This window comes from Phenylobacterium sp. (assembly GCF_031412415.1).
Classification (GTDB): Bacteria; Pseudomonadota; Alphaproteobacteria; order Caulobacterales; family Caulobacteraceae; genus Phenylobacterium.
On record NZ_JANOCX010000011.1, the window covers coordinates 1 to 11,145 of the forward strand.

Genomic DNA, 11,145 nt, shown 5'->3' on the forward strand with positions numbered 1-11,145 from the left:
CGTCGACCTCGATGATGTTGAACCCGGCCGGAACGCCCCGCTCTCGTACCGACAAGGTCCCCGCGCCGACGGCATAGGTCCTGCCGTCGCCGTGCGGGTACGGCCAGGCGAAGGGGACGTGGATGTGGCCCGACAGCACCAGGTCGATCCGGCGGTCCGAAAAGGCCTTCGCCGCGGCCGGTCCGCCCCAGACCTTGCCGGTCATCGGGCCGCCGATCATTTCGGTGAGCGGATGATGGCAGACCAGGATCTTGAACTGATCGTCGCCCGCGGCGCAGAGCCAGTCGCCCGCCTGCCCGGCTTGACGCGCCGAGATCTGCCCCTTTGACCAGTTTGCCCGAGGCTGCACGCCGCGGGCGGTGTTCACCCCGCGCACCGCCAGGCCTGGCGAGACATGCGTCTGGCCATCCACCGGCCCGATCAGCCGATGGAAGCGACCGAAGGGCGAGAAGAACCGTTCGAACCAGGCGATATAGGGCGCGTCGTGGTTGCCTGGGGTCACCAGCACCGGCCCCGGGAGTGTCTGAAGCCAGGCCGCGGCGGCCTCGAACTCGCCGATCTCGCCGAACTGGGTGAGGTCGCCTGAGACAATCGTCAGGTCGAAGCCGCCCTCGCGCAGCACATCGGCCGCCCCGGTCACGGCGGCGACGTTCTCGCCTCCGAAGTGGATGTCTGACAGATGCGCGAGCCGGATCACGCGGGCGTCTCCGCGGCCGCCTCCGCCGGGGGCGCCAGGATACGCGCCACCTTCGGCCGCCAGGTCACCCTGGCCGTCGCTGACAGGCGGGCCGGTTCCCCGTCAAGCACGGCCGGGATGCGGCCGGCGGCCCATACCCCGGCCGAGCGGCAGGGCTGGGTGTGGACGGAGGGGTCGTTGCGCCAGTCGTCGATAATCGACTTGATCCCCATGCGCGCCACATCGGCGAACCCCTTTGGGTCGATGACCGCGGCTTCCAGCGCCTGTTCGTCGTTGGACATCACCTTGGAGGCCAGGGGGCATAGGAAGGTCAGGGCCTCGGCCTTGCCGCGTGGCCCGTCGTCGAGGGCGTAGCGAAGCCGCCCGGAAAAGGCCCGGCGGAAGGCGCGCTGGCCACGTGCGAAGGCCAGCGTCAGCTTGCCCTCGCGCACCGCCTCGCGCGCTGGCGCCCAAAGGGCGGGCGATCCCAGGATCGCGGCCACCAGGAACGTGCGCCCCTCGATCTCGCCGCCGCCGATGGCCTGCTCGCGCCCATTCTCGAGAATCCCCTTCAAGGCGTCCTGCCAGGGGGTCACGCCATAGACCGCATAGGGCAGCATGTTCATCGTGCCGCCCGGCAGCGGCGCGATCAACGGGCCGTCAGGGCCGGCGAGTTCAGCGGCGGCCCGCGCCGTCCCGTCGCCCGCCAGCACCAGCACCACGTCTGGCCCGGTCTCGATGGCGTCGCGAAGGCAGCGGGTCAAATCCCCGCCTTCCGGTGCGCACACATTAGCCTGGACGCCCCACTCGGAGAGCAACGCCCGCATCTCATCGGGCGCGCCCGTGCCTACGCTGCCAGAGGCGATGTTGACCACAACCTCGATCTTCGAAATCTTCACGCTCGCCGTCACTCTGTGGTCCCTAGCCCCGCTCGACGCCCTTATGGCGCAGATCGCCCCCGTCGTCCCCGACGACGCTTCCCAAACGGCGCCGCTCGCCAGCGGTTCCTGCGAGCGCCGGAACCCTCGTCGCCGCCGGCGCGTTGGGCGACGAGGGATATGCTCAAGGAGAGCCAAGATGCTGAAGCACGGATCTTTCATGCCGTTGATCGCCATCGCCGGCGCCGGCCTGTTGGCCGCGGCCTGCACCACCACCGGTAATGTCGAGCGCAACGCCGCGGGCGGCGCGGCCCTAGGCGCCCTCGCCGGCGCGGTGATCGGAAACAATGTGGGCTCCGGCGACGCCGGGACCGGGGCTCTCGTGGGCGCGGCCATCGGCGGCACGGCCGGCGCGGTCAAGGGTTGTCGTGAAGACGGCGGCTGCGGCGCCAACGCGCCGAACAAGCGCCAGTATTATGACGAGCGCGCGGGGCGCTACTATTATTACGACTCCGCCAGCGGCCGTTACTACTGGGAGAATGGCAGCCCGCGCTGAGGCGAGCGGCCAAAGACTGGTATAGCGAGGGCGGTCGGCTATGCTGGCCGCCCTTTCCACTTTCCGGGCGTAACTAGGGGCTTGCGATGAAGGTTCAGGCGATCGTGGCGATAACCCTGGTTGCGGGCCTCGCAACTTCCGGCTGCGCCATGCGCGGCGGGCGCGACCGGATCGTGACGGCGCCGACGCGCTGTGAGGATGTCACCGCTCAAATCTACTTCGAGCCCGACAGCGCCCAGGTCACGTCCGAAGGGCGCGCGGTTCTGGCCCAGGCTTCCAGCCAGGCCAAGGGATGCAAGGTGGACCGGGTCACGGTGCTGGGCCTGGCCGACGCCGCCGGCGCGCCGGGCGCCAATCTGGAGCTCTCCAAGCGCCGCGCCGCTTCAGTAAGCGAAGCACTGATTGCGACAGGCCTTCCCGCCGCCGAATTCGACCTGGAAGCCGCGGGCCAGAGCGGGTCCATCACCCGCTCGGGAGACACCCAGCCCCTGCGTCGCCGGGCCGACGTCACGGTGGAGCTAAGCGCGCTCCGCTGATCGCCCGACGCCCAAAGAAAGAGGCGGACCGGTGGTCCGCCTCGAAGTGGGTATCATCGAGAAAAAGGGGGTGCGGAGACGGCAGACCGGCATGGTCGCCGGTCTCAAGTCGGGGGGGGCGTCGCCGTCTCCGCATCATCTAAACGCACCATCCGCGGGAATGTTCCCGGCATGGGCGAGTTTCTTTCGAGCCTAGTCGCGCGCTGTCTCGACCGCGGGCATCGAGTCGAATTCGGCCTTGGTCAGGGGTGCGGCCAAGGCTTCGCCTTGGGCTTTCAGCACCTTGACCGGCAGGCTGCGGGGACCGGCTGCGCGGACGCCCTTGGGCCGGACCAGCACCTGGGCAGGCGAGCCGTCGGCGGCTAGCACCACCCGTTCGACATGGCCCAGCAACTCGCCACCCTGGCCGACCACGGCCTTGCCCTCAAGGGCGGTCGCCGAGGGCGCCTGCGACCAGGCGTTGGATGCTAGCGGAAGCGAGAGGGCGCACGCGACGATGAGGGGTTTGAACTTGGTCATGCCCCCAAGATGGGGCCTTTCCCGCCAAAAGCGAACCCATCCGGCCACGGAGCGGCCTGACGGCGTGGACTGGGAACAGGCATGCGCCTCCAAACGTTACTTCCTCGCGGCAAAACGTGCCGCGAAAGAGGGGCGCGAGGATCATGATGCGCGGATATGAGGCGCCGCACGGCGGCTTAGTTATGTTCTCGCCCCCCTCGCGCCGACGGCGCTTGGCGCGCCGACGGTGGACCGCCCTGGCCGTGGTGCTGAGCGTCGCGCTGGCCGGTGGCGTCATCGGTCAGATGTCGGCCGCGAGCGACGACGATGCTCGCCCGGTTCCGCCGGGCCCCATCAGCTACCTGCCCTAGTCTTAGATTCTCAAGGAATCCGCTCCATGGCCAACTCTTCTCGCACCACCCGCACAGGCCTGGGCGCGACGCGCGCGCGGCAAGGACGACTGGGCCGTCACATGTTCTGGGTGCTGTTGATCTCCACGGCGCTGGCGGCCTTGGCGTTGTTCGGCGCCTGGAGCTGGCGCGCCGACGACCTGGCCTCAACAGCGCCCAACAACGCCCGTCAGCCGGCCGACGCCCAGGCGTTCGACATGGCCGAGCCGGCGCCGGCGGCCTTGCAGACCCCACCGACGCCCAGCCGCTGATCAAAGTCGTCGTATGCGGAAACGGCCGCCCTCGGGCGGCCGCTTTCGTTTGGCTGAAGCGCTAGAGCACTGACTGACCGCGCACCGCGCGCAACACGAAGCTGGCGATCAGCAGGGCCAGGAAGACCACGAACAGGATCTTGGCGATCGTCGCGGCGAGCCCGGCCAGTCCCATGAAGCCCAGGAGCCCCGCCACGATGGCGAGAACGGCGAAGACCAGCGACCAACCCAGCATGTGCGAACTCCTCGAACGAAAAACGCCGCGCCCGGCGGGGCGCGGCGAGATCCATTGAACGCCTCTTGCGGGCGCCCGTTCCCGGAGCCGAATCCAATCGGAACCTGCTCGGGAACCCTTGTATTCAGACCCTTTCCGCCGACGGACCTCGTCGGAAGACGGCCTAGGCGGCCTTGCGGGCGCTCCGGGGATGGAAGAACAGCGCCTGGCCGATGGCGGCCTTCACCGTCTCGGGCTGGAACGGCTTGGTGATCAGGAAGGTCGGCTCCGGCCGCTCGCCGGTCAGAAGGCGTTCCGGGAAGGCGGTGATGAAGATCACCGGCACATCGAAGCGGGCCAGGATGTCCTTCACCGCGTCGATGCCGGACGAGCCGTCGGCCAGTTGGATGTCGGCCAGGACCAGGCCAGGCGTGCGCCGGTTGATGGCGTCCACGGCCTCGGTGCGGGTGGCGGCGATATCCACCACGGTGTGACCGAGCTCGGTGACCAGCGCCTCGATGTCGGCGGCGATGACCGGTTCGTCCTCGATGATCAGGACCTCAGTGGCGAGTTCGGCGTCGATTTCGGCCTGGGCTTCGCCGATCAGGCGTTCGATCTCGCTGAAGTCGGTCCCCAGGATCTGGGCGGCTTCCGATGGCGTGAAGCCTTCGAGGGCGGTGAGCAGGAAGGCCTGACGCGATCGCGGGGCGATCCGCATGAGTCGGCGGCTGGCGTCGTCGGGCGCGCCATCCTCGGCGGCCTGGCCCCGATCCTCGAGCTGCGCGCCCGTGGAGAGCCAGATGGCGTGGAACACATGGTACAGCGCGACACGCGGCGTCAGATTGGCTTCCAACACGCGTTCGCCCGCCGCCAGGGCTTCCAGCGCGACGCGGACATAGTGATCGCCCGTGGTTTGGTCGCCGGTAAGCGCGCGCGCGTAGCGACGAACGTAGGGCAGGTGCGGCGCCAATCGGGCTAGAAGACTCAAAGTTACCCCTCCCGTAGAGAAAACATGCGTGCGCGCGGGGCCCGGCCCCGAGCGCCACCATAGGCGCCTAAACGTCGTCCTTGGGAACCGGTTCCCTTCGAACGCGGTTTTCTACATCTTAACAAGCCACGCCAGGGAACCCCAAACAGGATGAGACGTTGAGCGGCGACGAAGAGGTATCGAGGGGGCGGGCTCCGCGAAAGCCGAGCGCCGACGACATGATAGAACAGCGACCCACAGAGGAACGACGCAAGGCGTCCGCAGCTCTGGATGAAGCGCGCCTGCGGCAGCAGGCGATCGGCGTGCGACTGCGTCAGATGTTCGACGAGGTCGTCAGCGAGCCGGTGCCCGACGAGTTCCTGGAAATTCTCCGCAAGGCCGACAAGACGTCCTCGGAGAAGGGCTGATGAGCGGCGACAAGGCCGATCGTCCGCCGCGCACGCCTGCGGAAGACGAGGCGTTCAAGCGCGAGCTGGTGCAGCTCATCCCGCATCTCCGCGCCTTCGCCCGCACCCTGGCCGGTGAGCCCGCCGGGGCCGACGATCTGGCGCAGGACGCCATGATGAAGGCCTGGGATGCGCGCGCCAGCTTTCAGATGGGTACGAACATGAAGGCCTGGACCTTCATGATCCTGCGCAACCAGTTCTATTCCGAGAAGCGCCGGTCCTGGCGACAGACCCAGCTCGATCAGGAAGCCGCCGAGCGGACCCTGGTGGCCGTCGACGATCCCGAGGCCCCCGTCGCCCTGGATGAGCTCCGGCTCAGCCTGGCCCAGCTTCCAGCCGAGCAGCGGGAGGCGCTGATCCTGGTCGGCGCTGGCGGTTTCGCCTACGAAGAAGCCGCCGAGATCTGCGGGTGCGCCGTGGGCACCGTGAAGAGTCGCGTCAGCAGGGCGCGCAAGGCCTTGCACGTCATCCTCGACGACGGCTCATATGAGCGCGACGGCGGTTCGGCCGGCGACGCCATGCGATCCATCCTGGCGGACGCGGAGCGTCTCAGCACCGTTCGCTAGAAAGAGGACGATGCACGTCTCGCCATGGGGTTCCCTGTCGACAATCCGGGTCCGCCTTACGGCGGCGCTGGCGGTCGCGTTGCTGCCCGTGTTGATTCTCGGCGTCCTGCAGGCCGCGATCGCCTTTCGCAATGACGGGGACGAGCTCCGCGAGGAGCTGGCCGCCTCGGCTGAACGAAGCGCCGCCACCGCCCGCGCGCGGATGGAAGCCGCCGATATCCTCCTGGAGACCCTGGCTCCGGGCTCGGTGGGCCTCAACTGCGCCTTGCGCCTGGAAGAAGTGACCAACCGCATTCCCGGCTACACCAACCTGATCCGGTTCGACCGGCGTGGGCGGGTGGCCTGCGCCGCCGGCGACGTGCCCGCCGATCCGGGCCGGGCCCAACGCGATTGGTTCAAGCGTCTGGCGCTCGGCGACAACCTGGTGATCACCCGCGATCCCGGCGCGGAATATGCGCGCATCCCGGCCCTGCTCGCGGCGGTCCCGGCGACCGATCCCCGGGTAGGTTTCGACGGCGGTTTCGTGGCCGTGATCTCGCTGGAAAGCCTGGCGCCGCGAACCGCCGACCGTTCCCTGCCCGACCAGTCCGAGGTGGCCCTGGCCGACGGTGAGGGAACCTTCATCAACGCCACCGACAAGGAGGCTTTCCCCGACCTGCCGCAGAACTGGCGCGAGGACGCGCGCAAGAAGGGCTCGCTGGTCTGGTACGCCAAGGACCTGCGCGGCGAGCGGCGGGTCTACTCCGCCGCCCCCCTGGTCGGCGACCAGCTCTATGTGATCCTGTCGGCGCCATCTCGCGGCATCTTCTCGTGGGCGACGCTGAACCCGCTCACCGGCATCGCCTTCCCGATCCTGACCTTCATCCTGGCCCTGGCGGCGGTGTCGATGGTGACCGAGCGCGTGGTCACCCGCTGGATCGTCTATCTGCAGCGGATCGCGGCGCTCTACGCCCGCGGGCGGCTCAGCGTACGCCCCGTCCAGGCCGAACAGATGCCGCCCGAGATCCGCGAGTTGGCCGAGACGCTGGAGGACATGGCCGACGCCATCGTCGGGCGCGACGCTTCGCTGCGCGACAGCCTGGCCCAGAAAGACGCGCTGATGCGCGAGATCCATCACCGGGTGAAGAACAACCTGCAGGTCATCTCCTCCCTGCTGAACATGCAGCAGCGCGCCCTGGCCGATCCGGCCGCGCGGGCGGCCATGTCCGACACCCGCCAGCGGATCACCGCGCTCGCCCTGATCTATCGCGCCCTCTACCAGGGTCCGGACCTGAAGCGCGTGGACCTGCGCTCGTTCCTCGAGGAGCTGACCGCGCAGCTTGTCTCGGCTGACGCCATCCGCGGCTCTCAGGTGCAGACCGAGATCCATGTCGACACCCTGGTGATCGATCCCGATCGGCTGGCCCCGCTGGCGCTGTTCGCGGTGGAGGCGATCACCAATGCGCAGAAGCACGCCTTCGCCGGCCGCGGAGGAATGTTGAGCGTCAATTTCCGGGTCCATGGCCAGGAGGCCGAGCTCGAGATTTCCGACGACGGGACGGCGCCCGACGACGCCCTGGTCTCCTCGGGCGTCGGGCGCACGCTGATGACCGCCTTCGGCCGCCAGCTCCGCGGCCGCTCGGAACTGGTGCGCAACGAAAAGGGCGGCATCACCGCCCGCCTGGTCTTTCCGACCCCTTCGGCGGACCTTCAAGCGAAACCTGCGGCGGCGAGCGGGAACCAGGCGGCGGCTTGACCGTTACGTCTCCGCAAGTTTTCAGCCACACCTCGGGGAGATACCCTATGCGTACGTTTGCGATCCTGGCCTTCATGGCCGCCAGCCTGACCCTCAGCGCCTGCAACACCGTGTCCGGCGCGGGCCGCGACGTGGAAGCCGCGGGCGCGGCGGTCACGAGCACCGCCGAAGACGCCAAGAAGTAGGCGCGAGCCCCTTCAACGCATTCGAGGAAGGCCCCGCTTCGGCGGGGCCTTTTTCGTCGTGAACGTCAGGCGGCGACGCGGAATGTGGGATTTCGGGCGAACAGGCCCGGCCGGCCGGCGACCGGCTGGAACGCGTCCTCGAAGCCCGTGGCGCTCTCGCCCTCGCCCAGGAACAGGAAGCCCTCGGGACTGAGCGCGCGCGCGAGGTTCTCCAGCACCCTGGCCCGCATGGGCTCCACAAGGTCGGACAGCACGTAGCGGCAGAAGATGACGTCGAAGCGGCCGGCGGTGGACAGGTCGGCGACCAGGTTGATCCGCCGCCAGCGAACCATCTGCCGGACCCGGGGCGAAAGCGCCCACATGTCGTCGACCTTCTCGAAGTGGCGGACCAGCTGGCGGATCGGCAGGCCGCGCTGGACCTCGAACTGAGTGTAGAGACCGCTCTGGGCCTTTTCGAGCTGCCGCTCGCAGAGATCGGATCCGAACAGTTCAACCTTGATCCCTGGCAGCTCGGGCGACGCATCCTCGACGATCATGGCCAGGGAATAGACCTCCTGGCCCGCGCCGCAGGCCGCCGACCAGATGCGGATCGGTTCGCCCTCTCGCATGCGGGCGAGGGCGGGCAGCACCTCGTCGCGGAACAGGGCGAACGGCGTGCGGTCGCGGAAGAAGGCGGTCTCCGACTGGACCATGGACTCCACGATGGCCCAGGCCAGCCGGTCCTCACGCTTGGCGCGCAGGGCGCTCACCAGATCGGGGATCGAGCCGAAGCCTTCCCGGCGCGCCACGGGCGCCAGACGACTCTCGATCAGATAGGTCTTTTCGGGATCGACCCGGAGCCCCGCGCGCGCCGCGCAGAGCTGGGCCACCAGTTCGCGATCCTCGGGTCTCATGCCAGCCCCACCTCGGCGAACTTGGCGGCGATGATGTCGCCGTCGAAGGGCTTCATGATGTATTCGTCGGCGCCGCAGTCCAGCGCCTCGCGGATACGTTCCAGATCGTTCTCCACCGTGCAGAACACCACGATGGGGTCCTTGCCGCCCGGCTCCAGCCGCAGGTGGCGCAGGAAGTCGATGCCCGTCATCTGGGGCATGTTCCAGTCGAGGAGCACGGCGTCGGGCATGGCGGCTCGGCACCAGGCGAGCGCCTCCATCCCGTCGGCGGCCTCGGCGATCTCGAAGCCGATATCCTCCAGGATGCGGCGGGCGACCTTGCGGATCACCCGGCTGTCGTCGACGACGAGACAAGTCTTCAACGCGATGCTCCTTTCCCCGCGATTCTTTTGCCGCGCCGGTGGTTAAGGAGCGGTATGGCCGCGCGATTTATTCGCCGTTCCACGAATGACGACGCCGGCGCGCCGGAAGACTTTCGCGACGCGGCTTTCAGTTTTTGTCGCCTTGAAGCCCCCGACCTCCGGGCTAGGGTTTGCATCCCGCGCCCGCCAAGCCTTGAGAGGTCTCCGATGATCGACGTCCACTACTGGCCGACGCCTAACGGCAAGAAGGTCACGATCCTGCTCGAGGAGCTGGGGATCGACTACCAGATCGTGCCTGTGCGCATCGGCCAGGGCGACCAGTTCACGGACGATTTCCTGAAGATCAGCCCCAACAACCGCATGCCGGCGATCGTCGACCAGGCGCCGGCCGACGGCGGCCCGCCGATCGCCGTCTTCGAGTCCGGAGCGATCATGTTGTACCTGGCCGAGAAGGCCGGCCGGTTCCTCGGGAACGACCTGCGCCAGCGCTACGAGGTCACCCAGTGGGTGATCTGGCAGATGGCCAACCAGGGTCCAAAGTTCGGCGAGCGGGGCCATTTCAGCCGCGTGTCGGAGAGCGAAGGCGACCAGTCCTATGCCCAGCGCCGGTTCAACGACGAGACCCATCGCCTGTACGGCGTGCTGAACAATCGCCTCTATGACCGGCCCTATATCGCCGGCGACGACTACTCGATCGCCGACATGATCAGCTATCCGTGGACCGCGGGCTGGCAGCTCCAAGGCATCGACCTTGGCGAGTTCAAGCACTTCAAGCGCTGGTTCGACGAGATGGCGGCTCGCCCTGCTGTTCAGCGCGGCATGGCGGTCACCGCAGGACCCGCGCCCGACCCAGCCAGCGTCTCGCCCGAGGAGCAGGCCCGCATCCGCAAGCTGCTCTACAATCAGCGCGCACGGCCCGCGCCAGTCTAAGGGGGCCAGTCTAGGGGGCCGGCGTTGGCGTCACCTGGACGAACACCACCTGCCAGCGGCCGTCGCGCCAGGCGAAGACGTCGGAGAAATGGAACCTCTCGACGAACGGCTTGCCGTTCTCTGCGCCCTTAAGCTCCACACGGCCGCCGACGATGGCGGCCTGCGGACTGAGGGGCACGAAGACCGGATCGAGGATGGTCAAGGGCTCGAACGTCACACCCGGCGTCAGCCAGCCGGAGATGAAGTCCTCCCTGCCCGCCTGCTTGCCTGAACCCCGGACGATGACGAAGTCCTTGGCCAGGAAGCGTTCCATGGCCGCACGGTCGCCCGTGAGCTGGGCGCGGTCGAAGGCGGCGGCGGCGGCCTTCACGTCCAAGTCCGGGGCAGGAGCCGCGGCGATCAGGAGGGGCGCTAAGGCCGCGGCGGTGAGCAGACGGCGCATGGATGACCTCGTGGAGAGCGTCTGCTCTCCTAGCCGTCTCCCACGCGCCGTGCTGTCGACTTTCTAGGTCAAACCAGTTCGGACGGCTTGATCCCGAGTTCTTTCAGCAGGGGTTCGGCGTAGTCGACGCGTCCGGTCATGGTCTTCGGATCGCCGGAGGCCAGGCGATAGACGGCCTCGGAGATAAACTCGATAGGCTGCACCCGGTCCTTGGTCGCCTCATTGATCAGGCCGTGCACTGCCACGCCAGGCGTGTCGACCAGGCCCGGCGACACGACGTTCACCGCGATCCCGTCGTCATAGACCTCGGACGCCAGTCCGGTGGTGAACCGCTCCAACGCCGCCTTGCACATGCCGTAGACGGTGCCGCCGCGACCGCCGCGATAGGGCTGCTTCGGATGGATGCCGGCGGGCGAGGAGATGTTGACGATCCAGCCCTGCTTGCGCGCCTTCATGCCGGGCAGGACCAGTTGGGCCAGGTGGAAGGGCGCATAGACCTGCACCTCCATCATCAGCTTGAAGCGCTTCTCGGGGAAGTCTTCGACCGGGATGAAATAGGTGATGGCGGCGTTGTTGATC

At 68.0% G+C, this 11,145-nt stretch carries 18 protein-coding genes; 9 read left to right on the plus strand and 9 right to left on the minus strand.

The annotated features are described in order from the left end of the window. Window positions 1-697, minus strand: a 697-nt coding sequence (locus tag RMO04_RS00395) for a metallophosphoesterase (protein WP_309642818.1), incomplete at its 3' end; no start/stop codon positions are given. Further along, window positions 694-1,575, minus strand: coding sequence for a diacylglycerol kinase family protein (locus tag RMO04_RS00400; RefSeq protein ID WP_309642819.1), 882 nt, complete (start codon window positions 1,573-1,575; stop codon window positions 694-696). The genes RMO04_RS00395 and RMO04_RS00400, both read right to left, overlap by 4 nt. Before the next feature lie 199 nt (window positions 1,576-1,774). Between RMO04_RS00400 and RMO04_RS00405 the strand changes: the two genes are divergently transcribed. Further along, window positions 1,775-2,110, plus strand: coding sequence for a YMGG-like glycine zipper-containing protein (locus RMO04_RS00405; RefSeq protein WP_309642834.1), 336 nt, complete (start codon window positions 1,775-1,777; stop codon window positions 2,108-2,110). A gap of 86 nt (window positions 2,111-2,196) precedes the next feature. After that, complete coding sequence (locus RMO04_RS00410) at window positions 2,197-2,646, plus strand: OmpA family protein (protein WP_309642820.1); 450 nt, start codon at window positions 2,197-2,199, stop codon at window positions 2,644-2,646. A 192-nt stretch (window positions 2,647-2,838) separates the two neighbouring features. On the opposite strand, the gene RMO04_RS00415 is transcribed toward RMO04_RS00410, so the two are convergent. Beyond that, complete coding sequence (locus tag RMO04_RS00415) at window positions 2,839-3,165, minus strand: hypothetical protein (RefSeq protein WP_309642821.1); 327 nt, start codon at window positions 3,163-3,165, stop codon at window positions 2,839-2,841. Window positions 3,166-3,377: 212 nt separating this feature from the next. On the opposite strand from RMO04_RS00415, the gene RMO04_RS00420 reads away from it, so the two are divergent. Together RMO04_RS00420 and RMO04_RS00425 are read left to right on the plus strand one after the other, a co-directional pair. After that, window positions 3,378-3,515: a hypothetical protein gene (locus tag RMO04_RS00420; protein WP_309642822.1), complete on the plus strand. Its 138-nt coding sequence runs from the start codon at window positions 3,378-3,380 to the stop codon at window positions 3,513-3,515. A gap of 26 nt (window positions 3,516-3,541) precedes the next feature. Further along, on the plus strand, window positions 3,542-3,805 hold the full coding sequence (locus RMO04_RS00425; protein ID WP_309642823.1) for a hypothetical protein: 264 nt from the start codon (window positions 3,542-3,544) through the stop codon (window positions 3,803-3,805). A 61-nt stretch (window positions 3,806-3,866) separates the two neighbouring features. On the opposite strand, the gene RMO04_RS00430 is transcribed toward RMO04_RS00425, so the two are convergent. Both RMO04_RS00430 and RMO04_RS00435 read right to left on the minus strand, forming a co-directional pair. Then, window positions 3,867-4,040 carry a DUF1328 domain-containing protein gene (locus RMO04_RS00430; protein WP_309642824.1) on the minus strand — a complete coding sequence of 58 codons (174 nt, stop codon included), beginning with the start codon at window positions 4,038-4,040 and terminating at the stop codon, window positions 3,867-3,869. A gap of 163 nt (window positions 4,041-4,203) precedes the next feature. Further along, window positions 4,204-5,007, minus strand: a complete 804-nt coding sequence (locus RMO04_RS00435) for a response regulator (RefSeq protein WP_309642825.1) — start codon at window positions 5,005-5,007, stop codon at window positions 4,204-4,206. Between the two features lie 218 nt (window positions 5,008-5,225). Between RMO04_RS00435 and RMO04_RS00440 the strand changes: the two genes are divergently transcribed. Genes RMO04_RS00440 through RMO04_RS00455 form a run of 4 tightly spaced genes read left to right on the plus strand, consistent with a single transcriptional unit; the run spans window position 5,226 to window position 7,939 of the window. Further along, a complete protein-coding gene (locus RMO04_RS00440; protein WP_405041445.1) occupies window positions 5,226-5,414 on the plus strand; it encodes a NepR family anti-sigma factor in 189 nt (62 codons plus the stop codon). After that, the gene (locus RMO04_RS00445) at window positions 5,414-6,019 is read left to right on the plus strand and encodes a sigma-70 family RNA polymerase sigma factor (RefSeq protein ID WP_309642827.1); all 606 of its coding nucleotides are present in this window, start codon (window positions 5,414-5,416) and stop codon (window positions 6,017-6,019) included. Before RMO04_RS00440 ends, RMO04_RS00445 begins: the two co-directional genes overlap by 1 nt. 10 nt (window positions 6,020-6,029) lie before the next feature. After that, on the plus strand, window positions 6,030-7,754 hold the full coding sequence (locus RMO04_RS00450) for a sensor histidine kinase (protein WP_309642828.1): 1,725 nt from the start codon (window positions 6,030-6,032) through the stop codon (window positions 7,752-7,754). 47 nt (window positions 7,755-7,801) lie between these two features. Further along, window positions 7,802-7,939 (plus strand): entericidin A/B family lipoprotein, encoded by a 138-nt coding sequence (locus RMO04_RS00455; protein ID WP_309642829.1) that lies wholly within the window; start codon window positions 7,802-7,804, stop codon window positions 7,937-7,939. Window positions 7,940-8,004: 65 nt separating this feature from the next. Here RMO04_RS00455 and RMO04_RS00460 read toward each other — a convergent pair whose 3' ends face one another. Continuing rightward, window positions 8,005-8,832 carry a protein-glutamate O-methyltransferase CheR gene (locus RMO04_RS00460; RefSeq protein WP_309642830.1) on the minus strand — a complete coding sequence of 276 codons (828 nt, stop codon included), beginning with the start codon at window positions 8,830-8,832 and terminating at the stop codon, window positions 8,005-8,007. After that, entirely contained in the window at window positions 8,829-9,200 is a 372-nt protein-coding gene (locus tag RMO04_RS00465; RefSeq protein ID WP_309642835.1) for a response regulator, read from the minus strand. The genes RMO04_RS00460 and RMO04_RS00465 overlap by 4 nt, the downstream gene beginning before the upstream one ends. Window positions 9,201-9,401: 201 nt before the next feature. Between RMO04_RS00465 and RMO04_RS00470 the strand changes: the two genes are divergently transcribed. Next, window positions 9,402-10,124, plus strand: a complete 723-nt coding sequence (locus tag RMO04_RS00470) for a glutathione binding-like protein (RefSeq protein WP_309642831.1) — start codon at window positions 9,402-9,404, stop codon at window positions 10,122-10,124. A gap of 10 nt (window positions 10,125-10,134) precedes the next feature. On the opposite strand, the gene RMO04_RS00475 is transcribed toward RMO04_RS00470, so the two are convergent. After that, window positions 10,135-10,566, minus strand: a complete 432-nt coding sequence (locus tag RMO04_RS00475; protein ID WP_309642832.1) for a nuclear transport factor 2 family protein — start codon at window positions 10,564-10,566, stop codon at window positions 10,135-10,137. Between the two features lie 68 nt (window positions 10,567-10,634). Then, window positions 10,635-11,145, minus strand: a 511-nt coding sequence (locus RMO04_RS00480) for an SDR family NAD(P)-dependent oxidoreductase (protein WP_309642833.1), incomplete at its 5' end; no start/stop codon positions are given.